The sequence below is a fragment of the Nostoc sp. UIC 10890 genome (assembly GCF_054786515.1).
This window is the reverse complement of sequence record NZ_JBSGKF010000001.1, coordinates 606,103-631,750: the sequence shown is the minus strand read 5'-3', so window position 1 is coordinate 631,750 and position 25,648 is coordinate 606,103. Positions and strand designations below refer to the sequence as shown.

Below are 25,648 nucleotides of genomic sequence, written 5' to 3'. Positions count from 1 at the left end.
AACAATCGGAGGTTTTGATATGGCTCAAGTTTTACCCAAAATCTTGAATTTTGAAGAATTTATTGCATGGCTGCCAGAAAACACCGGGAAGCGTTATGAATTACACGATGGGATAATTGTAGAAATGTCTCAACCCAGTGGAAAACATGAAAAAGTTACGGGATTTTTAGCTGGGGAAATTACTGTTGAATATAAGCGATTAAAGTTACCCTACTTTATCCCCAAAACAGCATTAGTAAAACCACCGAGAAAATCGTCGGGTTACTTGCCAGATGTCATATTAATCAATGATGCGAATCTACACAATGAAGAATTATGGTCAAAAGAATCTACTGTAACTCAAGGTGAATCCATCCCTTTAGTTATTGAGGTTGTCAGTACAAATTGGGAAGATGATTATTACACCAAGTTAGGTAATTACGAATCAATGAAGATTCCCGAATATTGGATCGTTGATTATGCAGCTTTGGGAGCAAGAAAATTTATTGGTAATCCGAAACAACCAACTATTTCTATTTATAATCTAGTTGATGAAGAATATCAAGTAGCTCAATTTAGGAATTCTGAACGTATTATATCTGCTACTTTTCCAGGTTTAAACCTGACTGCTAATCAGATTTTTCATGGTGCTTTTTAGAGCATTTTTTGAGGTACAGTTTTGGTAAGTGTAATAATTGCTAATTGTTTTGATTTCAGGAAATAAGTCTTAACTAGACGACAATTTTGGGAATCTTAATACCAGAAGGTCATAGAATTATTTCTGGTATGAGAATAATGGGCAGAAAGATCAGCTTCCGGCTTGACACTTTTCTATTTATAGTCACAACTGGGTTATTCACTCTAGGAATAATGCCATCGGCGATAATCCTGTGGAGTCGCTGTGCGATCGCTCCCTAAAGACTAATCGATGAAAGTTGCAATTGATAGATCCCCCGATCCGTTGGGCAATATGTAAGTGAGCGTTGTGACTGAATCTTTAAACTATCAGTAATTATTTATGCTTTTCCAAATTAAACAACGTCGCTGGCTATATATCAGTCTCAGTATTTTGAGCTTGTGTTTAGCAGTGACCATTACACCTGCTAGAGCATCTCTGCAAGTACCAACAACTTCTACCCTGAATGTGTCTGCATCCACTTCCCAGCCGATCAATTGGCTAGAACAGGGACGAAATCTCTACCATTCAGGACGCTTTGCGGAAGCTGTTACAGTTTGGCAAACGGCAGCACAACAGTATCATACCCAAGGCGATCGCCTAAACGAAGCTCTAAGTTTAAGTTACCTCTCACTAGCACAACAGGAACTTAATCAATGGGAAGCAGCCCAACAGTCTATTGAGCAAAGTCTGAAACTATTGCAAACCTCTATTCCCTCTGCTGATGCAATTCTTTGGGCACAAGCACTCAATACCCAAGCAAACTTGCAATTACATACTGGCAAAGCCGAAATTGCGATCGCCAGTTGGCAACAAGCTCAAAAATATTATGACCAAGCAGGTGACACAATGGGAAGCCTGGGTAGTCAAATCAACCAGGCACAAGCTTTACAAAGTTTAGGATTTTATCGGCGTTCTAAACAACAGTTGGAGGCGCTGACTGAAAAACTCCAAGGGATGCCAGATAATGAAATCAAAGTTAGCGGATTGCGATCGCTTGGTTTGGCCTTGCAAATAATTGGCGACTCTAGTAAAAGTCAACAGGTTTTAGAGCAAAGTTTAGCGATCGCTCGCCAAATTTCAGCCCAACCCCAGTTAAGTTCTATTCTGATCAGCCTGGGACAAACTGCTGTTGACTTGCAAGATCCAGAAACAGGACTAGATTACTTTGAGCAGGCTCAACTCTTAGCCACCAACCCAAGCGATCAGTTGCAAGCGCGTTTAGCTCAGTTTAAGCTTTTCCTCAATTACGACAAACCGAAGTTTGCTAACCCACTCGCACCTCAACTACTCCAACAACTCCGAGAACTCCCCCCCAGTCATACATCTCTCTACGCAGCAATCAATTTTGTTGCCACCGTCAATCATCACCAGTCAAATTCTGACGAAATCCTACCACTCAAAGATTTGGCGCAACTAATGGCAGTCACAGTCAAGTCTGCACAGCAAATCCAAGATACTCAAGCAGAAGCTTATGCATTGCATCAGTGGGGAAAACTCTATCGTCGTACACAGCAGTTATCACAAGCACAGGAGTTAACTCAGAAATCCCTCAACATTGCCCGTCAACTCCAAGCTAACGATATCATTGCTCAATCGGCTTGGCAGGTAGGACAGTTATATAAACAACAAGGCGATCGCGATCAAGCAATTACTGCCTATACAGAAGCAGTCAATGCTTTAAAGGCACTGCGGGGGGATTTGGTGGCTATCAACCCTGATGTTCAGTTCTCTTTTCGCACCAGTGTGGAGCCTGTCTACCGGGAACTGGTTGATTTACTTCTACAGAGTGAAAAACCAGGGAACAGGGAGAATAAAGAGGAATTGGGGCAAGGGTACAAACCCAAGGCATTCGCCTCTGCACTCCGCCCCCCTGCCTCTGATCAACCCAGTCAAGCAGCACTGATGCAAGCTCGTGAATTGATTGAGGCACTCCAAATTGCCGAACTCGATAACTTTTTTCGGGAAGCCTGTTTAGATAGAACTCAACAGATTGATCAAGTTGATCCCACTGCAACTGTCGTTTATCCGATTATTCTGCCAGATCGTTTAACAGTAATCCTCTCAAAAGCAGGGCAACCACTCCGTTCATATTTCATTCACAAATCTCAAACTGAAATTGAGCAAACTCTGGAAAGCTTTTTGGTTACTCTTAACCCTGTTTCGGATTCCAAAGATCGGGATCGATTATCCCAACAGATTTATGATTGGTTGATTCGCCCAGCAGAGGTGGATCAAGCATTCATTGATACTAAAACATTGGTGTTTGTTTTGGATGGTCGGTTGCGAAATATTCCTATAGCAGCTCTTTTTGACGGTAAACAATATCTGATTGAGAAGTATGCTGTGGCGCTCTCACCAGGATTGCAATTAATGGCTACGCGATCAAACCACATCAGTGCGATCGTAGGTGGTATCAGCCAATCCCGCGCTGGTTTTAGTGCTTTACCCGCTGTGGAATCAGAAGTGAAACAAATCTCCAAGGCGATGTCCTCCTCTCTGTTGCTGAACCAGGAATTCACCAGTCAAGCCCTTGCTGAACGAGTGAAATCTAGTAGCGCAGGTATTGTCCACCTAGCAACCCACGGACAGTTTAGTTCTCGTCTCGAAGATACCTTCTTGCTCACTTGGGATGGACAAGTCAACGTTAAGGAGTTATCTGAACTCTTGAAAAATCGGGGTAGCGATCCATCGAAAGCCATAGAGTTGCTGGTATTAAGTGCCTGTGATACAGCAGCCGGAGACGATCGCGCCGTCCTGGGATTGGCGGGATTGGCTGTCAAATCCGGCGCTCGCTCAACTATTGCCACCCTATGGCCCGTCAAAGATCGGGCAGCTGCAATGCTGATGACTCGCTTTTATGACCAACTGCGACAACCTAAAATAACTAAAGCCGAAGCACTAAGACAAGCACAAATTAACTTAATTCGCCAAACTGATTTCCACGATCCCTTCTTTTGGTCTGGCTTTGTTTTGATCGGCAACTGGATTTAGCTACGTAATAACACTGGTTAAAATGTAAGATAATTATGCTGTTTTTTTACATTTTTTTAGTGCTAATCGCTTATACTGATAGTAGAAGTTACCTAACTTGACTGTTACTTAGACTTATTCTCTAAGCTTCTGTCCATAGTCGAAGGAAACATATTTTGCATCACATTGCAATTAAATGAGGTCAAACATTATGAAACGTCGATATTTAGCTAGTACATTGAGCGTTATCGCTCTGATCACTAGCAGTGCATGGACTACTGCCCATGCTGTTACATTTACCCCGCCCACCAACAATGGTGCGCCTAGACAAGCAACCGGAGGTGCTTCTCGCGGTAGTCTCTTTACTCCTAGTGCCGGCAGAGGTGCGCCCAGACAAGCAACCGGAGGAGCTTCTCGCGGTAAACTCTTTACTCCTAGTGCCGGCAAAGGTGCTCCTAGACAAGCAACCGGAGGAGCTTCTCGCGGTAAACTATTTACACCTGCCGCCGGAAAAGGCGCTCCCCAACAAGCAAGTGGAGGTGCTTCTCGCGTTGGTACTTACTACTTGAATCCATCAACTGTAAGCACAACACAACCAGCAGCACTAATCGCCCTCTTGCCCCAAAGCTTTTATGGCACAACTGTGTCTGAACGTCCCACAATTCTGGTGTATCTCCCGTCTTCCAATGCCCAAGAAGCCTTGTTCAGCCTCAAGGATGAAGCTGGCAATATGCAACATCAGATGAGCATTCCAGTTGCGGGAAAAACTGGGGTAATCGCGATCAAATTACCGGACAATGCGCCCGCTTTAGCTGTTGGTAAAAACTATCAATGGTTCCTAGCGCTCAAAGTAGATGGACAACTCAGCCCCAGTACACCTTATGTCGATGGTTGGGTTCAGCGTATCCAGCCCAATGCTGAGTTGGTAACAGCAATGCAAGAAAAAGATGCTGTGAAACAAGCTACAGCTTTGGGTAAAAATGGTGTTTGGTATGACTGTGTAGCAACACTTGCAGCGACATACACAGCCCAACCTAACAATGCAACTCTCCGCAAACAATGGGAAGAACTTCTGTCTTCAGTGAGTTTGAAGGAGATTGTAACAGCGAACTTATTGGCATCTACCAACTAATGCCAATTTGGGCATGGGGCATTGGGCATTGGGCATTGGGAATTGGTGAAAAATTACCCCTCTGCTCCTCTGCTCCTCTGCTCCTCAGCTCCTCAGTCCCCAGTCCCCAGTCCCCAATCCCCATCCCCCTTGTATGGCACAAATATGTGGCGCAGATTCCAGGCTTTAATCCAACGCACTCGTAGCGTTTTGATTATTACTCCCAGCGTTGCTTTAACGGTTATGGTTGGGCAATCGTTGGGACTTTTCAATTTACCGGAATGGAAAATCCGCGACGAATGGGTTCGTCAGCGATCTTCACAGGCGATGCCTATGGCGGGCTACGCCTACGCAGATGAAATTGTGATTGTTACAATTGATGAGCGCGATATCCAATCGGTACGTAAATGGCCAGTTCCAGACTGGGCACTAGCACGATTACTAGAAAAAATTCGGGCGCAACAACCCCGCGCCATTGGACTGGATCTCTATCGAGATTTACCGGAAGGAAGTGGACATGACCAACTTGTTCAAGTCTTCCGCACTACTCCCAATTTAATCGGAGTTGAGAAAATTACTGGTGAACGAGTCAATCCGCCACCGGAATTGAAAAAAAAGGATCAGGTAGGATTAGCAGATTTAGTCTTGGATGGCGATCGCTTTGTGCGTCGTGCCCTGCTGACAGCTGAAGATGCCAAAGAGCAAAACACCATTAAAGCCGGACTGGCAACCCTTGTCGCCCTCAAGTACCTCGAAGCTGAAGGAATTAGCTTAGAAAGCATTGACCCCCAAAAGCAAAAGTTCCAGTTGGGCAAGGAAATTTACCTGCCACTGCAAAATCAAGAAGCAGGTTATACTGATGCCGATTTAGGAGGCTATCAAATTCTACTCAATTGGTATGGTTCGGAATCAGCATTTCGTAAAGTTGCTATGCGCGATGTGTTAGCAGGGAAAATTCCGGCAGATTTGATGCGCGATCGCATGGTATTTATCGGATCAGTTGCCTCCAGTACCAATGATTTCTTCAGCACACCCTTCTCTTCCTGGATATCTGCTCAAAAACCGACTCCAGGTGTCGTTATTCATGCCAATATTGCTCATCAACTAGTACGAGGGGCAAAAACAGGAAAAGCCAGCCTACATGGCGTTTCTGGCACTTTCCTGTCGCTGTGGATTGTTTTGTGGTCTTTTGCTGGTTCTACTGGTAGTTGGTTGTTATCCAATAGCAAGCTGCGGATTCCCGGCGGCAAAATTCTTTGGGCAACTCTAGGCATCAGTGGAACCTGTGTATGGGGTAGCTATGGGATGTTTTTGCATGGTGTTTTAATTCCGGTAACACCCGCCTTAGCTGCGTTTATCGGTAGTGTGATTGCCACAACAAATGCCTATAAACAACGGAAGTTAGAAGAAACAAATCGCCAACTAGAAATTGCCAACAGTCAACTCTTGGATTATTCCAAAACCCTGGAGACAAAAGTCGAAGAACGCACTCATGAATTGGTTGAGGCAAAGCAAGCTGCCGATGCTGCCAATCAGGCAAAAAGTGAATTTCTCGCCAACATGAGCCACGAACTACGTACACCTCTCAATGGCATCCTTGGTTTTGCCCAAGTACTAGAAGGATCGCCAAATATGACAGCTAAAAACCTCGAAGGAGTCAGCATCATCTACCAATGCGGATCGCACCTCCTAATGCTGATTAATGACATTCTCGATCTCTCGAAGATAGAAGCGAGGAAATTGGATTTGGTTGTCACCAGTGTGCATCTGCCCAATTTCTTACATGGTGTGACTGAGATTTGTGGTATCCGAGCTGAACAGAAAGGGATTGGATTTAACGTATTAATTAGCGATCGCTTACCACTTGCCATTGAAGTCGATGAAAAACGGCTGCGGCAAGTGTTGATTAACTTGCTGGGCAACGCGATCAAATTTACAGATAGCGGTGGCGTAACGTTCAAAGTAGAGGTGCTGGGGACTGGGGACTGGGGAGCAGAGGGGCAGAGGGGCAGAGGGGCAGAGGGGCAGAGGGGTAATTTTTCACCAATGCCCAATGCCCAATCCCCAATCACCAATCCCCAATCCCCAACAATCAAGATTCGTTTTCAGATTGAAGACACGGGTATTGGGATGTCACCAGACCAACTGGAAAAAATATTTTTGCCCTTTGAGCAAGCGGGTAAAGCAGGGCAGCGATCTGAAGGTACTGGCTTGGGATTGGCGATTAGCCAAAGAATTGCGGCATTGATGGGGAGCGGAATTCAGGTGCAGAGTCACCTGGGTGAAGGAAGTTGTTTTTGGCTAGATTTGACAGTACCAGTACCACTCGCTCATGACTGGCACGGAGGAGCAATCGCCCCAACTACCCAGAAAATTGCCGGAATTCGGGGTAGTGCGCCTCAGATTCTCATTGTTGATGACGATCGCAACCACTGTTCTATGTTGACCAGTTTGTTGCAAGAAATTGGTTGTCGAACCTTAGAAGCGAGCGATGGCAAAAATGGGCTACAGATGGCAACTGAACACAATCCAGATGTGATTCTGCTCGATTTAGCCATGCCCAATATGGATGGTTTTGAGCTAATGGTTCACTTGCAAGGAAATCCGCAAACCCGCTCTATTCCCATTATTGTCTCTAGTGCCAGTGTCTTTGAAGAAAATCGCCAGCGGAGTTTAGAGGCAGGGGCAAAAGCATTCCTGCCCAAACCCCTGCAGATTGACGAACTACTTAATAGACTGCGATCGCTGTTGGGAGTGGAGTGGATGTATGCCAAATCTTCATCTCAACAGTCGTCTCCCAAAGCTGAATGGGTTCTACCATCCCAGGATGTTTTGCAACAACTCTATCATCTGGCAATGATGGGAGATATCTCAGCGATCGAGGGAATGTTAGGAGAGATAGTTGAGCAAAACAGTCAGCTAGCTCCCTTCGCGGCAGAGTTAAACAAACTCACTGCCAATTTCCAAACTGGAAAAATTCGTAAGTTCCTCAAATCATTTGTCACAACGGAGTTACATCCATGATCGCTGTTTCTGTCTCGAAACCCATACATATTTTGTTGGTGGATGACAATCCCAACAATCTCAAGGTTCTATCTGAAGCGATTCAGGGGTGTGGCTGGAAAGCGCTCATGGCAACAGATGGAGAGTCAGCGATCGAACAAACAGAATATGCCCGTCCCGATCTCATTCTCTTGGATGTGATGATGGCTGGTATTGATGGATTTGAAACTTGTCGCAGGCTGAAAACCAATCCCATCACTCAGAATATTCCGGTGATTTTCATGACTGCCCTGGCCGATTCTACAGATAAGGTGACAGGATTGGAAATTGGTGCAGTTGACTACATTACCAAACCCTTTCAGCAGGAAGAAGTTATTGCCCGTTTAAAGTTACACCTGAAAATTTCCCATCTCACCCGGACATTAGAAGAACGTGTGCAAAACCGCACCGCAGAATTAACTCAATCTCTAGAGCAGTTACAACAAACCCAACTACAAATGATCCAGAGTGAGAAAATGTCCACTCTCGGACAGATGGTTGCAGGTATTGGTCATGAGATTAATAATCCGGTTGGTTTTATTGGCGGGAATATATCTTATATTGAGGAATATGTAAACAATTTGCTTCGTCTGGTGAGCCTCCAACAGCAGAAGCTAGCGCAGCCAGATCCGGAAATTCAAGAGCTTGTTGAAGAAATTGACTTGGAATATCTAGCAGAGGATCTGCCAAAGCTACTGGGATCAATGCGTCAGGGAATTACCCGTCTTAAAGATATCAGTCTTTCTCTGAGAACTTTTACTCGCACAGATATTTCATCTCAGGTGGAGTTTCAGATTCACGAAGGAATTGATAGCACCTTAATGCTGTTGAAACATCGACTCAAAGGCAATGGCGATCGCCCTAAAATCCAAGTTTTAACACAATACGGTGAATTACCTGCAATTAGTTGCTATCCAGGACAACTGAACCAGGTGTTCATGAATATCATCGCCAATGCTATTGATGCATTTGATGAACTCGATCAAAATCACTCCGATCAAAATATTAATGCTTATCCGAACACCATCACCATTACCACATCAGTTGATTCTCAGCAACAAACCGTCACAATTTGCATCCAAGATAACGGCCCCGGTATGCTTGCTGAGGTGCAAGCTAGAATTTTTGAGCAATCTTTCACAACCAAGGCTGTGGGTAAGGGAACCGGGCTGGGATTAGCTATTAGCCACCAAATTATTGTTGAGAAACACAATGGACAAGTCAACTGCTTGTCAATCCCCGGTGAGGGGACAAAGTTCATTATTACTCTGCCCATGTGACCGAAACAGAAAAATACTCTTTAGATTCTTATCTGGAGTATAGCGATCGCCTCTGGGACATTTAAGAATCTAAATGAGAAGTGCGTCAGTGTAGGTATGGCTAATTCTCAATTCCGACGAAAATTTCTCTTGCGTTGTTTGTGCCTTGCGACTTCCTTGCGCTTGTGTTTTTCCAAAGGCGTTTCAAAGTGACGATTCTTTCTCATATCTGGAAAAATACCAGCTTTGGAAACTTCCCTCTTAAATCGACGCAAGGCTGACTCAATTCCTTCATTTTCGCCCACAAATACTTGGGTCATTTTTATCTCCTACTTAATTGATACTAGGCACTTTTAACAGGAAAGGCACTTTTCCTCCTACCTCCTACCTCCTGACTTCTCCCAAGGGGAGACGCTAAAAGCGATCTGCCTTCTGCCTCCTTCACGCCATCCAGTAGACCGGAGCGCAAAAAGGGCAGATAATAATTCTGCCCTTAAGACGTTAAAACTTAATTTTTGATCTTAAAGTTTAGTAGCGATTTCTGTTATATCCGCCGCCACCACCACTGTTGCCTCGGTTTCCACCACCAAAGGAACCGCCTCTATCTTCTTTTGGTTTAGCCTTATTCACTTTAAGGTCACGTCCCATCCACTCAGCACCATCAAGAGCATCAATGGCAGCTGTTTCTTCAGCTTCTGTGCCCATCTCTACAAAAGCAAAGCCGCGTGGACGTCCTGTTTCACGGTCAGTAGGCAACTGAACCCGTTTTACAGTACCGTGTTCGGCAAAAACAGAATTGAGGTCTTCTTGTGTGACCTCGTAGGATAGATTACCTACATAAATTGACATGCATTATCTCCAAAATCATAGGTGTGTAGAGATTTAGATTTCGGAGACAAGCTTGTTAAGACCAAAAGGGAAAAGCCTGTCAATACTAAAAACAAACACTGTAACCGAATTTTATTCTCACTTGATTACCTTAGCACATCATTCAGTTCTTACCCACCGTAAAAAAGGAACTACTAAGAGTTCAGAGGGCTACGGGCGGTATTGGGCATGGGGCATGGTGCATTGGGAATGGGGCATGGGGTATTGGGCATTGGTGAAAAATTACCCCTCTGCTTCTCTGCTCCCCAGTCCCCAGTCTCCAATCCCCAGTCCCTAATCCCCTCAATATAATTAGCAGAAATTCCCCAAATAATTGCAAAATAAATGCAGTTCGTCATTGTTACTACCTGGAAATGCCGACTACACTTGCTGACACCCAAAATTTACTTTCTGACCTGATCGCCCGCTATTCACAGCGTGTAGATTATCTGATGATTCGCCTTGAAGAAGCAGAAGGGACTGATATCTTGTTGCGTGGCGACAAGGTAGAAACTCTCAGTGAAGGCATCTCTATTGGTGGACATATTCGCGCTTGTTATAAAGGTGGATGGGGTTTGAGCTGCTTTAACCAACTGGCGACAATTAAGGATCGTATTGAAGAAGCGATCGCAGCTGCGCGGATGGTTGGTGATGAAGAAACTTTACTTGCACCCATTGACCCGGTGCAAGCAGTATGCATTCTCCCCCTACAAGGTACTGATCCCCGCAAAATCTCCCTCTCGAAGAAAAAACAATTGTGCGATCGCTATGCCCAATTGCTCAAAAGCGTTGATCACCGGATTACCACTACCTCGGTGCGTTACGGTGACAGCGCCCAAAAAGTGATCATAGCTACCTCAGAAGGCACTTTGATCGAGCAATCTTGGGTGGATATGGAAATGCGCTTTGCCGCCACCGCCAGAAATGGCGAAACCGTACAAACTGGACGGGAAACTACTGGCTCTCGCAAAGCTTACGAAGATTTAACTGATTTGGATGAACAGGTAAAAAGTGCAGCTCAAAGAGCGATCGCCGCTTTATCTCTACCATCGGTGAAAGGCAATACTTACACCGTAGTCATTGACCCGATTCTCACGGGTTTATTTGTCCACGAAGCCTTCGGACATCTTTCTGAAGCTGATATGGCTTACGAAAACCCCGATCTCCTGGAAGTTATGACCATTGGACGGCGGTTTGGCCCTGACGAACTCCAAATTTTTGATGGTGCGGCCCCAGAGGGACATCGCGGCAGCTATTTTTATGACGATGAAGGTACACCTGCTACTACAACTCAACTAATTAAAGATGGAGTTTTAGTTGGACGTTTACATTCTCGTGAAACCGCTGGCAAATTGGAGGAAGCACCCACGGGGAACGCTCGCTGTCTCAACTATCACTTTACTCCCATTGTGCGGATGACAAATACTTGGATTGAACGGGGTAAAACCCCAGTCGAAGACTTATTCACCGATATCAAAGAAGGAGTTTATGCTCGTAATTGGTTGGGTGGGATGACAAATGGAGAAATGTTCACCTTTAGTGCTGGGGAAGCGTGGATGATTAGGAACGGCAAAATTGCTGAACCTGTGCGGGATGTGACGCTTTCAGGAAATGTATTCCAAACATTAGCGGATATTGAGGCACTTGGTAATGATTTTTACTGGGATGAATCCGGCGGTTGTGGCAAGGGAGGGCAAAACGGTTTGTCAGTGGGCTGTGGTGGCCCTAGTCTGCGAATTCGAGATGTAGTAGTTGGTGGGGAAACGTAAACCAAAGAGCGAGAACACGCCCCATCTCGCAGAGAATAACTAAGTTTGTAGTAAGAATTTAAGTCCTTACTACAAACCATCAAAATTAATATCCCTCAACATCCCTCCCAAGTATGAAAAAAACTCACAACTCTAGGTAGTAGCGCGAGTAGTTGAAGATGGCTAACCTAAATATTAGGTATTCGACATTCACTCTGGCTTGATATCACTACACCAATCCTCCGTGGCGCGTACTGTGGATTTAGTGCCTGTCTGAATAGCCTTAATCAAACGTTCCTTAGCACAGCGACAGATATGAATGCAGATCAACTCCTGAAAAACTATGCCGCAGGTGTCAGAGATTTTACTGGTGTCAACTTGAGCGAGGCAAACTTAAGGGAAGCTAATCTCAGTGGCATAATTTTAGATAGAGCAATTTTAGATGGAGCTAATCTGAGTCACGCTAATTTAGCCCACGCCAGTTTGATTGAGGCAGACTTAAATGGAGCAGATTTGAGTAATGCTGACCTCAGTGGTAGCAACTTGAGCGGAGCCATCTTGGATGGAGCTATCTTGGATGGAGCAGCAATGGAAGGAGCTAATTTGAGTCAGGCTGATTTAACGGTTGCTAAACTGATTGACACTAACTTGAGTGAGGCAGATTTGCAGGAAGCAAGCTTGATAGCGGCGAATCTAGATGGAGCAGATTTGAGTGGTGCAGACTTAACTGTAGCCGATTTATCTCAGGCCAATCTCACTCAAGCAGATTTGAACCAGACAAATTTGAACGGAGCAAATTTGGAGGGAGCCAATACAGAAGGAACTATCTTAGATGAGAAGGTGTAACATCTCTCGCTGCTAAATTGCAGTATCAACTATAGCGGCGGGATATAAGAGGCTGTTTGAAAAGTGTTTACGCTGTGACTTTAGGCACTTTTAGATCCCCCCTAACCCCCCTTAAAAAGGCTACGGTGTACATACAAGTCGAATTACCCCCCTTAATCCCCCCTTGTCAAGGGGGGAAAAAGAAATCTTGTTCCCTCCCCTTTGCAAGGGGAGGGTTAGGGTGGGGTAAAACCCTGGTTAATCAGCTATTTCAGACTTGTTGTATACACGGTAGCTTAAAAAAGTGGGAACTGGAATCAAAGTCTCCCAATTTATCGGGAGATTTAGAGGGATATAAAACTTTTAATACCAACAAGAGGACTTTTCAAACATCCTCTTAGGCAATTGTCTAGAAGTTTAAAATATCTAAAGATTCTTCTATTTCTAAATCTACGATTCTTTCTCGTGTGTCTTTGAGTGCTTCTAGCTTACCATCTTTACGATATATATCTGCCGCTTTTTGAAAGTCTGCAATTGCTCCCTGTTTATCTGCGATTTCTAAACGAATATTGCCACGATTGTAATAAGCATCAGCATAATTTGAATGAATCTGTATAGCTTGAGTATAATCTTCAATTGCTCCCTCAAAATCTCCTAAATCTGAACGAGCATTACCACGGTTATAAAAAGCATCGGCATAATTAGGATTCATCTGAATTGCTTGAGTATAATCTTCAATTGCTCCCTCAAAATCTCCTAAATCTGAACGAGCATTACCACGTTTTTTATAAGCTATGGCATCTTGAGGATTAATCTTGATCGCTTGGGGAAATCCCGGTTGAGATCCTAATAAATAACGAGCAATTCCACGGTTTTTATACGCATCAGCATAATGGGGGTTAATTTTAATGGCTTGGGTATAATCCTCAATTGCTCCTTGGTTATCTCCTACATGAGAACGAGCTTCAGCCCGATTTTTATAGGCTACGGCAACATTAGGATTAATTCTAATAGCTTGGGTATAATCATTAATTGCTTCTTCTAATCGACCCAGCTGATATAGGGCTAAACCTCTTTTGTTGTAAGATTTTGCATCATGAATATTTATCTGGATTGCCTGAGAATAATCTGCGATCGCAGCTTCGTAATCTCCTATTTGATAATGAGACAAACCTCTTTTGTAATATAAATCAAAATCATTATAATTAGCTTTTAAAGCTTGATCATAGTTGGTAATTGCATTTGTATATTCTCCTTTTTCAAAACATTCATCACCTAATTTTGCATAAAGTATATTTAAATCTTCATCACGATATTCAGGTTGAAAAGAAGATTTTATTAAATGATTATTAGTTGGCTTAGATAGAATTTCCTGTTTCGGAAGATATTTATAAATTGGTGGTTGTTGCCTAGAAGAATTATTTATAGAAGATTGTAACTGTTCTAAATAGCACCATAAACCACCACCATATAGTAATTGCTCTATTCCAAAGGAAATTTTACCAGTTTTCAACTTAATCATCCGGGTTGGGAGAAAACCAGCCAAAAAAAGGTGATACTCAGATTGTGCTTCACTCACATCCTCTTGAATCAAAATGCAAACTACAACTGCATTTTTTTCGACCTCTTCAGAACTAATTGACCATCTTACTCTGTCAATTCGACCATGACGAGATTTAACCTCAATACCAATAGATGGGTCGGAAGTCAAGGTGAAATCTATATTGCCATCACCCCCGAATCGCTTTTCATAATCGACTTCGGTAATAAAATCGGCTAAACGTTCTTTGACAACTTCCTCACCCAACTTCCCTTTGAGATAGCTAATAAAAACATCACGGACTGGTAAAACACGCTTATATTTCTCAGCCATCAGCCAGCAAAATTCCCGTAATGCTCTTAACCTTTCTCCAGAGATAATAGTTAATTCACTATATTGACCTTCTGTTTCACAATGAAGCAGAGAACCAGATGTTAACCTTTTAATAAAATCAGACTGTAGCGATCGCAGTAGTGTAATCCAGTCCATTTATATTTCTGCGAATCTTTTAATGAGATTATTCTATTAAAATATCCATTCGGCGTAAACCTTTTAATTATCTTGCAGGATTTACATCAGTTTTAAAGGTGCAACCATGTCTGATTATGCCAGAGTTTGAGGAGTTGGGAGAGCGCGATCGCTGGGGATAATACATGAAATATTAATTAGTTAACCACCCAATACTTGTCGGGTTTTGGGGAAAGGGGAAAGGGGAAAGAGAAAACCTTTACCCTTTAACCTTTTCCCAAAACCCAATTCCGAGTTCAAAATGCTTTACCCAAGCAGTATTGGCTAACCACCAAGATCGCAAATGACCCCAAATTACAACCCCAAGCTAAAGCCTCTCACCGACCTCGCTTGCGGGGAGAGGGTGGTGTTGTCTACGAAACACTCTTGCGTTCGACCTCCTCCCTCCTGAATCTAAAGCATTAAATGATTCTGTTGACAATTGTCCAAACTTCCCCATCAGAGCGGACATAGGGAACAGAGATTGTTTTGAATCCAGTGATGAAGGGTTTGTAATAAATCTGCCAATACATTGGACTCAGTTGATTGGCACAAGCCTTAAGAAAACGGACTTCTGCCGCCAATTCACCTGCTAGTTGATTGATGCGTTGAGCATGAACCTGTGCGACTTCTTTAGCTTCCTCTAACTGCTGCTGGATGAGAAGTTGTTTTGATTCACCTTGCGATCGCACTAACTTACCTTGTTTTTGTTTTATCTGGCCTTCCAAAGCGGCGATCGCTGCATCTATGCCCTGGAGTTCAACTGATAATTGGGCATTTTCCCTGGCTTGACGGCGGTAAGCTTCCACCATTGCCTGGGGTGATTCATTCTCGCCAGAGATGACATTATTAATAGTGAGTGCAGCGCGTTCTTCTAGGAGAATCTGAATTTGAGATTTAAGCGCCGCCATTTCAGCCTGAATTTGCTCCATAAATCGAGTTTTAAGTGCTGAGTAAAATATTAAAAGCTTTTTGCGCCTTGGGTATCGAGAGAAAGCGATCGCACCTCGGCTGTAATTCCTTCTTCTTGCCAAGCAGCTAACATCGCCGCTTCCACAGCCTCCGAGTGTAATTTATCCGCCAAAGCTAACAGTGTTGGCCCCGCACCACTAATTACCATACCATAAGCACCAGCACTAACAGCTGCGATGTTGAGAGCATCATAACCAGGAATCAAAGCTTTGCGATAGGGCTGATGCAATCTATCTTGCAAAGCCGTCTTTAACCATTGTCCGTTACCAGTTTCCAAGCCGCGTAACAATAATCCCAAATGTGCTGTATTGAAAATCGCATCGGCGCGACTCACTTCAGTGGGGAGAACACCCCGCGCCTCTGAAGTAGAAAGTTCAAAATTAGGAATAGCCACAACTGGTACAACATCTTTATGCCAGGGGACATCACAAATTTCCCAAGCTGTACCACTGGTAGCAGCAAGACGACATCCTCCCAACAAAGCTGGAACTACATTATCAGGATGTCCTTCCATTGCGATCGCTAACTCCATCACCTGCGACTGACTCATCGGCGCACCCTCCAGTTGATTCGCAGCAACTAACCCACCAACAATTGCTGTTGCCGAACTACCCAAACCCCTCGCCAATGGCACACCTAATTTAATCTCTATTTTCACAGTCGGCGGCGTCTGCTCTATATGCTGATAGAACTTGACAAAGGCTTGGTAAAGGAGATTACTCTCATCAGTTTGGACTCGTTCAGCTTCCGAACCCGTGACATGAATAGTTAACCCACCTTCTTCTAGGCGAGTGAACTTGAACTCGTTGTACAGCTTTAATGCTGCACCGATGCAATCAAAACCAGGCCCCAAATTCGCAGTTGTGGCAGGAACAGTAACAGTGATGGCAGAAACAAGAGACATTGGTAAAACTCACTAATCATCAACTAGCATCCCATGTAAAGGGTTGATTTGTTCATGAGTTATGGTAATTGTCTGTAATACCAATTCTCTATGAAGATGCACAGAATAACACATTTGAAGCTCCATGCTAGACAAGGTAATTATTCTATGCAGGCTCACATAGATTTGGTATTAGAAGTTTTATAATACTAGATTGGAATGACGAATTACTTTGACTTACCCTCAATCTACATCTAGTTTATCGAATAGTCTTTTTCCATGAATCACTGCTGCAACAGTTAAAGTGTCACCCTGAATTTGATAGATGATTCGATAGCTATATACAAACTTTTCCCTAATAGTATCATCGCCAAACTCTGGTACTATTCGACCTGAGAAAAGAAAGTTACTCAAGTTAGGAGGAGCAGAGGACACGAGTCAGAATTCCTGAGCCTCCTGCCCTCTGCCTTTCTTGATGATCAGCTATCAATAATCTGTTCTGCTTCGGAAATATACCTAGAAGTTCTCGAAGTTAGCGATCGCTCTTTTCCACAGAAACAAAAAACCTACTTCAAAGTTCCCAAAACGGGCGCTGCCTCAACCTCGGAAATTTGCGGAGCCAAGAATCCCTTAGCATAAATCTGGGGATTTGTTTGCGAGACTATGGCATAAGACTGGCGAAGATTAGCATTGACTGCGACAGTCTTCACGTCGTACATCTGCATCGCCATCTTGGGATAGAAACCAATGCCAATAATCATCAGCAGAAAACAGGCAGCGATAAACACCTCACGGGGTCTAGCATCCTCGTATACTGCATCTTCTGGCACGAGACAGTCTGTACCAAAACAAACTGTTCCGTCATCTTCTTGATTTTCTAAGCCTGCATTATTAATGTCGCATAGCAGTGCTGCGTCTTTACCATAAAACACTTCTCGCAGCATGGAAAGTAGATAAATCGGTGTGAGAATAACTCCAACTGCGGCGAGAAAAACTGTGACGGTGCAGAAAGTCGAACTGTAAACGTCACTGCTTGTCATTCCAACAAATACCGAGAGTTCGCCAGCAAAGCCGCTCATACCGGGAAGCGCTAGAGATGCCATTGCTCCGATTGTAAACAGGGCAAAGACTTTGGGCATGGCTTGACCAATACCGCCCATATCTTTCATTACCATTGTGTGGGTGCGATCGTAAGTAACGCCCGCTAAGAAAAACAGCACCGATGCAATCAAACCATGCGAAATCATCTGCAACATCGCGCCGTTGATTCCCAAATCAGTGAATGAGGCAATCCCCAGCAGTACAAACCCCATGTGAGAAATCGATGAATAAGCTAAACGCCGCTTCATATTGGTCTGAGCAAAGGAGTTCAATGCACCATAGATAATGTTGACAACACCCAGAATAGCTAGAACTGGCGCAAAGTAAATGTGTGCATCGGGAAGTAGTTCAAGATTCAGGCGAATTAGTCCATATCCGCCCATCTTCAGCAATACACCAGCCAAAATCATTGATACAGGAGAGGATGCTTCGCCGTGGGCATCAGGCAACCAAGTATGCATCGGGAAAACAGCAAGCTTGACACCAAATGCAATCAACAACCCTGCATAAAGTAGCAGTTGTAAACCAATGGGATATTCCTTCTTGGCGAGGGCGGTTATATCAAATGTCATATCACCGCCGCCGTGTAGCCCCATTGCTAAGGCTGCCACTAAGATAAATATAGAAGCTGCTGCGGTATACAACAAAAATTTCATAGCCGCATAACGCCGCCTTTGCCCACCCCAAATGCAGACTAGTAGGTAGACGGGGATTAGCTCTACTTCCCACATGATGAAAAATAGCAGCAAGTCTTTGGCAACGAAAACCCCTACTTGTGCAGAATACAGCACCAGCATCAAAAAATAGAAGAGGCGAGGGCGGTGATCAACTTGCCAAGCCGAAAACATCGAGAGTGTGGTGACAAATCCTGCTAGCAGCACAAGTGGTACTGATAGTCCATCGACTGATACCGCCCAGTTCAGACCCAACTGAGGCATCCAGGCATAACTTTCCACCATTTGAAAACTAGCATTGCTGGCATCGTAATGCTTCCAAAAGGCGTAGCACATCAAGGCAAAGTCTGCAATACCTACACCCAGTGCATACCACCGCACGCGCTTGCCATCTTTATCAGGCAGCACAGGGATGAGCAGGGAAGCAACTAGTGGCAGCAAGACAATTGCGGTAAGCCAGGGAAATTGATCCGCTATCATGTATATGAGAAAAAATACTTATTTGGGATGATGTCATTGTACTAAACTTTGTAACAATTTCTTCATAAGTATTTGTCCCAGTTAACCATAAATATTTGTCCCAGTTAACCGCTTTGACTCAAAGACAATTGACTTGAAAATGGCGACTGGGGCCTGGGGAAGAAAGATTTTTAGTTGCTCACGGTACTAATCCAGCCCGCAAGGCACGGACGGCAGCCTGTGTCCGGTCAGCAACACAGAGTTTATTGAGAATACCTCGAACATGAGTTTTTACAGTACCGACTGTTAAATAGAGCCTTTTCGCAATTTCTGCATTGTCACAGCCAGCGACAATCAACTCTAAAACATCCATCTCTCTGTGAGTTAAAGGATAGCTGACTATACTTTTCTCTGTATCTGGGTCAATACCTTCAATCAAGACTCTTTTGCCAGATGCACCTCTGCTGCCATCGGGAAAATCTTGACGTATTTGTTGTAGTACAAGGTCTGCGATCGCTGGATCAATCCATGAGCTACCTGAGTATGTGGTTTGTACAGCCTCCACTAGTTTCTCAGTTTCGATATCCTTCATGCAATAAGAATCTGCACCTGCTGCAAACGCTGCTAAAACTGCCTGTTCACTATTCTGCATCGTTAAAATGAGCAGCTTGGTTGTATAGTCTTCATTTTCTGCTTGATATTGCCTAAATGTGCGTGTTAGCTCAATACCATCCATGTCAGGCAAACCAATGTCAATAGTAGCAACATCCGGCTTGAGACTTTTCAGAAGCTTGATGCCATCAGTTGCATTGGCTGCTTCACCAACAATGTTAAAGTCTGGCTGGGTTTGTAAGGCAGACCGTAAACCGATTCTTGTCAGGTTGTGATCTTCAATCACAAGGATCTTGATTTCACTCATAGTTGCTTAACTTTACTGTTATTTATCTCAAAGTACAGATTAAAATAATCTCGTTCTTCTATTCGGTATCTTATACAAAAAGCAATCTCTTTGGTATTGTTCCCTGAACTTCATCTACCATTAGGCATAAATATGGCAGTTCTTGCTTGAGTGAGGTACAAAAACCCCACCCCCAACCCCTTCACCTTAGCAAGAGGAGAAGACTATGATATACCTCATGTAATTAACGCCATAACCTTATCCCCTGACATCCTCCCACGGAATATAGCCGATAGGATTCCAAGAATTACTTCTTGGGTTTTCTCTTTCCATGACTCGACTTACTTGGAGGAATTTATCCAGCCACGCAGAGGTCGATGTCTCCAAAGAGAATTAACATCACTATGTGCTGCATATTGCAATAATGTATACGTTTAATTACTTAAAAAGAGATTAGATTCGGAAAACTTTAAAGGAAAATATGAATCCTTAATCATCTCAGCGCTGGTGAAGTAAGCTATTACTAGATTTGCTAGGGATAGCCAAGCACTTCTTTTTTTTATTTAGCCATGTCTTTAACTAAAACTGTCAAAAAAGATAAAATTCTCGTTGTCGATGATGTTTTTGACAATCTACTGGTGTTAGAAGCAGTCCTAGAAGATGAGGACTATGAAATTAGCTTGGTGGAAGATAGCAAAATTGCTCTGGCTATGGTTGAGGAGTTACTCCCAGACATAATTCTCTTAGATGTGATGATGCCGGAGATCGATGGCTATGAATTTACTCGCCGCGTTCGACAGAATCAGGCGTTGCCATTTATCCCCATTCTGCTGCTCACGGCTCACTATGAGTCTAGCGTTGTGGAAGGACTTGATGCTGGTGCCGATGACTTCATTCGTAAACCATTTGATCCTGACGAACTACATGCACGAGTGCGATCGCTCCTGCGTCTCAAGCATAGTATCGACGAACGAGATCAGATGGCTAACCTCCGAGCAGATTTTGTCTCGCGTTTTACTCACGATTTACGTATACCACTGGTAGCCTCCAACCGCGTATTAAAATTATTGCTAGAAGGCAGATTTTGCGAAGTTTCGCCACAGTTGCAAGAAATAATTGATACCATGATTGGCAGCAATCAAGACCTGCTGGAAATGGTAAATACCTTGCTAGAAGTTTATCGTCATGAAGCGGGCTGTAAAACCTTAAAAATTTCTCCCTGCAATATTCAGGAATTAGTTAGTGAAGTTTCCCTAGAATTAACTCCCTTAGCTGAAGAAAAAGGATTAGCTGTAAATATTGATCGAGATGAAACTGCAATCACCATCATGGGCGATCGCGTAGAACTGCGACGAGTATTGACAAATCTCATCGGCAATGCTATCAAATTTACAGACAAAGGCTCTGTAGATATTCACTGCTATCTCACTTTGGCAGATGTGACTATTGATATCCAAGATACGGGGCCAGGAATTTCTAAACCAGACCAGGCAAGATTATTCGAGCGATTTCGTCAAGGGAAACACCAACGTTCTGGTAGTGGTTTGGGACTATATCTATCTCGCTACATTATCGAAGCACATCAAGGCACAATCGATGTCATATCTGAACCAGGGCAGGGTAGTACATTCACTATCCGTCTACCTATAGCTAGCGAAAACTAAAAGTGGGGATTCATAGAAAAACCTCGTCTTGGCTAAAGAGGAGAAATCCTGATGAGCAAAGTCGTGGGTTGAACTTTCTAGAGATGAGTAACGTTTTAGGAGAATCGCTCTCTAAAAATAAAGATTCATTTCTTTAGTTTATCTAAAGTCGCGTCTAAGTTATCAAATTACCTTTCTAAGATAGAAGCAGCAACTATAAGTTGCCATACACGACTAAAACCCAACTAACAGCTAGTGGCTGCGGAGAACATAAAAATGGCTAAAACGCCAGAATCCCTAGAATCGCCTATCAATGAAATTACAGACAGAGCCTTAGATCGTGATTGTACAACCTTATCCCGTCACGTCCTCCAACAACTTCAGAGTTTTTCGCCAGATGCACAAGATTTAAGTGCGCTGATGAATCGCATCGCCTTGGCCGGCAAACTGGTTGCTCGGCGCATGAGTCGCGCTGGTTTAATGGAAGGCGTTCTCGGATTTACTGGAGAAGTTAATGTCCAAGGGGAATCCGTCAAAAAGATGGATGTCTACGCCAATGATGTATTTATCTCAGTGTTTAAGCAAAGCGGCTTAGTCTGTCGCCTCGCTTCTGAGGAAATGGAAAATCCCTATTATATCCCCGAAAATTGCCCCATTGGTCGCTATACCCTGCTGTATGACCCAATTGATGGCTCATCTAACACTGATAACAATCTCAGCTTAGGTTCCATTTTCGCCATTCGCCAGCAAGAAGGAACTGATAGCGATGGTAAAGCAACTGACCTCCTCACCAACGGACGTAAGCAGCTTGCTGCCGGATATATCCTGTATGGGCCCTGCACGATGCTGGTTTATACTATAGGTAAGGGCGTTCATTCCTTTGTCCTCGATCCCAGTTTAGGAGAGTTTATTCTCACAGAAGAGAATATTCAGATTCCTAAGCACGGTTCTGTTTACAGCGTCAACGAAGGTAACTTCTGGCAGTGGGAAGAATCGATTCGAGAATACATCCGCTACGTTCATCGCACAGAAGGCTACAGCGCTCGTTATAGCGGCGCAATGGTTAGCGACATCCATAGAATTTTGGTTCAAGGCGGTGTGTTTCTTTACCCAGGCACAATTCAAAACCCAGAAGGGAAATTACGCTTGCTTTATGAAACCGCTCCTCTCGCCTTTTTGATTGAGCAAGCAGGTGGTCGTGCTACTACAGGACTGGTAAATATCTTGGATGTGGTGCCAAAAAAACTGCATCAACGCACGCCTTTAATTATTGGTAGCAAAGAGGATGTCGCAAAGGTGGAATCTTTTATTCAAAACGGACACTAGAAGACTATTCGTAATTCGTAATTCGTAATTCGTAATTACTGTTACGTAAGGGTCTTAGACGTTTTATAAGGGTGACTCATTTTCTGTATGCTGTACTCTCATCTGCCATTAATTAAACGTTAATCATGGTGATTTAGGATTGGGGATGCAAAATAGCGCTTTTTGAAGATCAATTAAGGATTATCTCAGCTGGCCGATGTAATAAGTGATTGGCAACGCCACAATTCAAAAGTAACCATCAATAATTTGATGCGTTTTGCCAACTTTACTTAGAAGCATCACAATACAGGAGTGAAATAAACTAGCTATGTCTACCAATCATCTACTAGAAATTAAGCAATACGGTCAAAGTATCTGGATGGATAATTTGACCCGTGACATTATTCAATCAGGCGAACTCAAAGACCTGGTGGAAAATCAAGGTATATCTGGGATAACTTCTAACCCAGCTATCTTTGAAAAAGCGATCGCTGGTAACGTTATTTATGATGCCGATATCGAAGCTGGAGTTCGGGCTGGCTTACCGACATACAAAATTTACGAATCCCTAGTTTTTAAAGATATCCGTAATGCCTGTGATATTTTACGCCCTGTTTATGAAGCCTCGGATAGACTCGATGGTTATGTGAGTATTGAAGTCCCGCCAACCATCGCCCATGATACTGAAGCAACAATAGCCGAAGCTAGACGCTATTTCCAAGAAATTGATCGGGAAAATTTGATGATTAAAATTCCCGGTACAGAACCTGGTTTGCCAGCAGTGGAACAAGCGATCGCAGATGGTATGAATGTCAATATTACGCTGCTGTTTTCTGTAGAAAGCTATATCAACACAGCTTTGGCTTATATTCGTGGCTTAGAAAAACGGGTAGCTGAGGGTAAGGACATTAGTAGAATTGCTTCAGTCGCTAGCTTCTTCCTCAGCCGGATTGATAGCAACATCGACGCCAAGATTGATGCTAAGTTGAAAAAAGGTGTTGATGATATTGCCGTGGAAGCAAAGCTAAAAGCTGTTAAAGGAAAAGTAGCGATCGCTAACGCTAAGATTGCGTATCAAGAATACAAGAAAATCATTAGAAGCGAGCGTTGGCAAGATTTGGCAGCAAAAGGAGCCACAGTACAACGGCTACTTTGGGCTAGCACCAGTACCAAAGACCCCAACTACAGAGACGTGATGTATATCGAAGAGTTGATTGGTCATGATACTGTCAACACCGTACCACCAGCGACCATTAAAGCTTGTGCCGATCATTGTAACGTAAGCGATCGCTTAGAAACAGATTTAGACAAAGCTTACACGCTGATCGAAAACCTCAAAGATCCCGACATCAACATCGATCTCGATAACGTCATGGATGAACTGTTAGTCGAAGGCATTGACAAGTTTATCCAGCCCTTCCAGTCCTTGATGAACTCTTTAGAAGACAAGATCAAGGTATTGTCACCAGTGTAGGGAACAGAAGAGGGGAAAAGGTTAAAGGGTAAAGGGTAAAGGTATAGTTCTTCCCCTTTCCCCCCGCCCCTTATCCCCAGAGGGGGCCCCACCTTCCCCTTTCCCCCTTTCCCTTTCCCCAATCCAAAATCCAAAATCCAAAATCCAAAATTGTTATGGTTAGTCTGCTAGAAAATCCCTTGCGCGTTGGTCTGCAACAACAAGGGATGCCTGAACCCCAGATTATAGTCATTTTTGGCGCTTCTGGTGATCTCACCTGGCGCAAACTAGTGCCAGCGCTTTACAAATTGCGGCGAGAACGGCGGATTCCCCCAGAAACGACCATTGTCGGTGTGGCACGTCGAGAATGGAGCCACGAGTACTTCCGTGAACAAATGCAAAAGGGCATGGAAGAGGCGCATCCTGATGTCGATTTAGGGGAACTCTGGCAAGACTTCTCTCAAGGTCTGTTCTACAGTCCTGGGGATATAGACAACCCCGAAGGCTACCAGAAACTAAAAAACTTATTGAGTGAATTAGACGAAAAACGGGGCACGCGAGGAAATCGCATGTTCTACCTCTCAGTTGCTCCCTCATTCTTTCCTGAAGCGATTAAGCAGCTAGGAAGCGCCGGGATGCTAGAAGATCCCTACAAACATCGTCTAGTAGTTGAAAAACCCTTTGGTCGAGACTTGGCTTCTGCCCAGAGTCTTAACCAAGTGGTACAGAAATATTGTAAAGAAAACCAAGTATACCGGATTGATCACTACTTGGGTAAAGAAACAGTCCAGAATTTGCTGGTGTTTCGCTTTGCCAATGCGATTTTTGAGCCGTTGTGGAATCGCCAATTTGTTGACCACGTGCAAATTACCGTGGCAGAAACCGTGGGAGTGGAAGACCGGGCTGGTTACTATGAAAGCGCCGGCGCACTACGGGATATGTTGCAAAATCACCTCATGCAACTTTACTGCCTAACGGCAATGGAAGCACCCAACGCAATGGATGCCGACAGCATCCGCACAGAAAAAGTGAAGGTACTCCAAGCTACTCGTTTAGCTGATGTTCACAATCTGTCGCGGTCAGCAGTCCGTGGTCAATATAGTGCTGGCTGGATGAAGGGTCAAGCAGTGCCAGGATATCGAGTAGAACCAGGTGTTGATCCCAACTCCACCACACCCACCTACGTCGCTATGAAGTTTTTGGTAGACAACTGGCGCTGGAAAGGTGTTCCTTTCTACTTGCGTACCGGAAAGCGGATGCCGAAAAAAGTCAGTGAGATTGCCATTCACTTCCGCGAAGTTCCATCTCGGATGTTCCAATCGGCTGCCCAACAGACAAACGCCAATATTTTGACGATGCGGATTCAGCCAAATGAAGGTATTTCCCTGCGTTTTGATGTGAAAATGCCGGGGGCAGAATTCCGCACCCGTTCCGTTGATATGGACTTTAGTTATGGTTCCTTTGGCATCCAAGCAACATCTGATGCCTACGATCGCTTATTCCTTGATTGTATGATGGGCGATCAAACATTGTTCACCCGCGCAGACGAAGTAGAAGCAGCTTGGCAGGTAGTAACACCAGCCCTTTCCGTTTGGGATGCACCCGCCGACGCAAATACTATTCCCCAGTACGAAGCCGGTACCTGGGAACCAGCGGAAGCAGAATTGTTAATTAACCAAGATGGCCGTCGCTGGCGCAGACTTTAAATATTAGTCATTAGTCATTTGTCATTA

General features: G+C 44.0%; 20 protein-coding genes. 11 read left to right on the top strand and 9 right to left on the bottom strand.

Features of this window, described 5'->3' with window-relative positions:
* Nucleotides 1-19: 19 nt before the first annotated feature.
* From ACWATR_RS02660 to ACWATR_RS02640, 5 genes are all read left to right on the top strand, one after another.
* Nucleotides 20-637, top strand: coding sequence for a Uma2 family endonuclease (locus ACWATR_RS02660; protein ID WP_460329274.1), 618 nt, complete (start codon nt 20-22; stop codon nt 635-637).
* Nucleotides 638-997: 360 nt separating this feature from the next.
* Nucleotides 998-3,649 carry a CHAT domain-containing protein gene (locus ACWATR_RS02655; RefSeq protein WP_460329271.1) on the top strand — a complete coding sequence of 884 codons (2,652 nt, stop codon included), beginning with the start codon at nt 998-1,000 and terminating at the stop codon, nt 3,647-3,649.
* Nucleotides 3,650-3,839: 190 nt separating this feature from the next.
* A complete protein-coding gene (locus ACWATR_RS02650; protein WP_460329268.1) occupies nt 3,840-4,760 on the top strand; it encodes a DUF928 domain-containing protein in 921 nt (306 codons plus the stop codon).
* A gap of 144 nt (nt 4,761-4,904) precedes the next feature.
* Complete coding sequence (locus tag ACWATR_RS02645; protein ID WP_460329265.1) at nt 4,905-7,763, top strand: CHASE2 domain-containing protein; 2,859 nt, start codon at nt 4,905-4,907, stop codon at nt 7,761-7,763.
* The gene (locus tag ACWATR_RS02640) at nt 7,760-9,061 is read left to right on the top strand and encodes a hybrid sensor histidine kinase/response regulator (protein WP_460329262.1); all 1,302 of its coding nucleotides are present in this window, start codon (nt 7,760-7,762) and stop codon (nt 9,059-9,061) included. Before ACWATR_RS02645 ends, ACWATR_RS02640 begins: the two co-directional genes overlap by 4 nt.
* A gap of 107 nt (nt 9,062-9,168) precedes the next feature.
* Here the strand turns inward: ACWATR_RS02640 and rpsU are convergent, their stop codons facing one another.
* The 3 genes from rpsU to ACWATR_RS02625 all read right to left on the bottom strand — a co-directional run bounded on the left by rpsU (nt 9,169) and on the right by ACWATR_RS02625 (nt 10,266).
* Nucleotides 9,169-9,360, bottom strand: coding sequence for a 30S ribosomal protein S21 (gene rpsU, locus ACWATR_RS02635; RefSeq protein WP_069073774.1), 192 nt, complete (start codon nt 9,358-9,360; stop codon nt 9,169-9,171).
* A gap of 208 nt (nt 9,361-9,568) precedes the next feature.
* Nucleotides 9,569-9,889 (bottom strand): RNA recognition motif domain-containing protein, encoded by a 321-nt coding sequence (locus ACWATR_RS02630; RefSeq protein ID WP_069073773.1) that lies wholly within the window; start codon nt 9,887-9,889, stop codon nt 9,569-9,571.
* 173 nt (nt 9,890-10,062) lie between these two features.
* Nucleotides 10,063-10,266, bottom strand: coding sequence for a hypothetical protein (locus tag ACWATR_RS02625; protein WP_460329257.1), 204 nt, complete (start codon nt 10,264-10,266; stop codon nt 10,063-10,065).
* A gap of 15 nt (nt 10,267-10,281) precedes the next feature.
* On the opposite strand from ACWATR_RS02625, the gene ACWATR_RS02620 reads away from it, so the two are divergent.
* Nucleotides 10,282-11,676, top strand: a complete 1,395-nt coding sequence (locus tag ACWATR_RS02620) for a TldD/PmbA family protein (protein ID WP_460329254.1) — start codon at nt 10,282-10,284, stop codon at nt 11,674-11,676.
* A gap of 294 nt (nt 11,677-11,970) precedes the next feature.
* Nucleotides 11,971-12,501, top strand: a complete 531-nt coding sequence (locus ACWATR_RS02615) for a pentapeptide repeat-containing protein (RefSeq protein WP_460329251.1) — start codon at nt 11,971-11,973, stop codon at nt 12,499-12,501.
* Nucleotides 12,502-12,889: 388 nt separating this feature from the next.
* Here the strand turns inward: ACWATR_RS02615 and ACWATR_RS02610 are convergent, their stop codons facing one another.
* From ACWATR_RS02610 to ACWATR_RS02585, 6 genes are all read right to left on the bottom strand, one after another.
* Complete coding sequence (locus tag ACWATR_RS02610; RefSeq protein WP_460329248.1) at nt 12,890-14,509, bottom strand: tetratricopeptide repeat protein; 1,620 nt, start codon at nt 14,507-14,509, stop codon at nt 12,890-12,892.
* Between the two features lie 440 nt (nt 14,510-14,949).
* Entirely contained in the window at nt 14,950-15,459 is a 510-nt protein-coding gene (locus tag ACWATR_RS02605) for a hypothetical protein (RefSeq protein WP_460329245.1), read from the bottom strand.
* 29 nt (nt 15,460-15,488) lie between these two features.
* The gene (gene thrB, locus ACWATR_RS02600) at nt 15,489-16,403 is read right to left on the bottom strand and encodes a homoserine kinase (RefSeq protein WP_069073766.1); all 915 of its coding nucleotides are present in this window, start codon (nt 16,401-16,403) and stop codon (nt 15,489-15,491) included.
* Between the two features lie 222 nt (nt 16,404-16,625).
* Nucleotides 16,626-16,817, bottom strand: a complete 192-nt coding sequence (locus tag ACWATR_RS02595) for a type II toxin-antitoxin system RelE/ParE family toxin (RefSeq protein WP_460329242.1) — start codon at nt 16,815-16,817, stop codon at nt 16,626-16,628.
* 131 nt (nt 16,818-16,948) lie between these two features.
* A complete protein-coding gene (locus tag ACWATR_RS02590) occupies nt 16,949-18,637 on the bottom strand; it encodes an NAD(P)H-quinone oxidoreductase subunit 4 (RefSeq protein WP_460329240.1) in 1,689 nt (562 codons plus the stop codon).
* Nucleotides 18,638-18,815: 178 nt separating this feature from the next.
* Nucleotides 18,816-19,535, bottom strand: coding sequence for a response regulator (locus ACWATR_RS02585; RefSeq protein WP_460329237.1), 720 nt, complete (start codon nt 19,533-19,535; stop codon nt 18,816-18,818).
* 548 nt (nt 19,536-20,083) lie between these two features.
* Between ACWATR_RS02585 and ACWATR_RS02580 the strand changes: the two genes are divergently transcribed.
* From ACWATR_RS02580 to zwf, 4 genes are all read left to right on the top strand, one after another.
* Complete coding sequence (locus ACWATR_RS02580) at nt 20,084-21,178, top strand: hybrid sensor histidine kinase/response regulator (RefSeq protein ID WP_460329234.1); 1,095 nt, start codon at nt 20,084-20,086, stop codon at nt 21,176-21,178.
* Nucleotides 21,179-21,433: 255 nt separating this feature from the next.
* Nucleotides 21,434-22,483 (top strand): class 1 fructose-bisphosphatase, encoded by a 1,050-nt coding sequence (gene fbp, locus ACWATR_RS02575; RefSeq protein ID WP_181931171.1) that lies wholly within the window; start codon nt 21,434-21,436, stop codon nt 22,481-22,483.
* A gap of 307 nt (nt 22,484-22,790) precedes the next feature.
* The gene (gene tal / locus ACWATR_RS02570; RefSeq protein ID WP_460329231.1) at nt 22,791-23,936 is read left to right on the top strand and encodes a transaldolase; all 1,146 of its coding nucleotides are present in this window, start codon (nt 22,791-22,793) and stop codon (nt 23,934-23,936) included.
* 155 nt (nt 23,937-24,091) lie between these two features.
* Nucleotides 24,092-25,621 carry a glucose-6-phosphate dehydrogenase gene (gene zwf / locus ACWATR_RS02565; protein ID WP_069073762.1) on the top strand — a complete coding sequence of 510 codons (1,530 nt, stop codon included), beginning with the start codon at nt 24,092-24,094 and terminating at the stop codon, nt 25,619-25,621.
* Nucleotides 25,622-25,648: the final 27 nt, after the last annotated feature.

Excerpts from the sequence above, each read along its gene's own strand:
- ACWATR_RS02645 (WP_460329265.1), top strand. The coding sequence starts at position 4,905 with ATGTGGCGCAGATTCCAGGCTTTAATCCAACGCACTCGTAGCGTTTTG.
- ACWATR_RS02585 (WP_460329237.1), bottom strand. The coding sequence starts at position 19,535 with ATGAGTGAAATCAAGATCCTTGTGATTGAAGATCACAACCTGACAAGA.
- ACWATR_RS02625 (WP_460329257.1), bottom strand. The coding sequence starts at position 10,266 with ATGACGAACTGCATTTATTTTGCAATTATTTGGGGAATTTCTGCTAAT.
- ACWATR_RS02620 (WP_460329254.1), top strand. The coding sequence starts at position 10,282 with ATGCCGACTACACTTGCTGACACCCAAAATTTACTTTCTGACCTGATC.
- ACWATR_RS02650 (WP_460329268.1), top strand. The coding sequence starts at position 3,840 with ATGAAACGTCGATATTTAGCTAGTACATTGAGCGTTATCGCTCTGATC.
- ACWATR_RS02580 (WP_460329234.1), top strand. The coding sequence starts at position 20,084 with ATGTCTTTAACTAAAACTGTCAAAAAAGATAAAATTCTCGTTGTCGAT.
- zwf (WP_069073762.1), top strand. The coding sequence starts at position 24,092 with ATGGTTAGTCTGCTAGAAAATCCCTTGCGCGTTGGTCTGCAACAACAA.
- tal (WP_460329231.1), top strand. The coding sequence starts at position 22,791 with ATGTCTACCAATCATCTACTAGAAATTAAGCAATACGGTCAAAGTATC.
- fbp (WP_181931171.1), top strand. The coding sequence starts at position 21,434 with ATGGCTAAAACGCCAGAATCCCTAGAATCGCCTATCAATGAAATTACA.
- ACWATR_RS02630 (WP_069073773.1), bottom strand. The coding sequence starts at position 9,889 with ATGTCAATTTATGTAGGTAATCTATCCTACGAGGTCACACAAGAAGAC.
- ACWATR_RS02615 (WP_460329251.1), top strand. The coding sequence starts at position 11,971 with ATGAATGCAGATCAACTCCTGAAAAACTATGCCGCAGGTGTCAGAGAT.
- ACWATR_RS02590 (WP_460329240.1), bottom strand. The coding sequence starts at position 18,637 with ATGATAGCGGATCAATTTCCCTGGCTTACCGCAATTGTCTTGCTGCCA.
- ACWATR_RS02660 (WP_460329274.1), top strand. The coding sequence starts at position 20 with ATGGCTCAAGTTTTACCCAAAATCTTGAATTTTGAAGAATTTATTGCA.
- ACWATR_RS02655 (WP_460329271.1), top strand. The coding sequence starts at position 998 with ATGCTTTTCCAAATTAAACAACGTCGCTGGCTATATATCAGTCTCAGT.
- ACWATR_RS02640 (WP_460329262.1), top strand. The coding sequence starts at position 7,760 with ATGATCGCTGTTTCTGTCTCGAAACCCATACATATTTTGTTGGTGGAT.
- ACWATR_RS02610 (WP_460329248.1), bottom strand. The coding sequence starts at position 14,509 with ATGGACTGGATTACACTACTGCGATCGCTACAGTCTGATTTTATTAAA.
- rpsU (WP_069073774.1), bottom strand. The coding sequence starts at position 9,360 with ATGACCCAAGTATTTGTGGGCGAAAATGAAGGAATTGAGTCAGCCTTG.
- ACWATR_RS02605 (WP_460329245.1), bottom strand. The coding sequence starts at position 15,459 with ATGGAGCAAATTCAGGCTGAAATGGCGGCGCTTAAATCTCAAATTCAG.
- thrB (WP_069073766.1), bottom strand. The coding sequence starts at position 16,403 with ATGTCTCTTGTTTCTGCCATCACTGTTACTGTTCCTGCCACAACTGCG.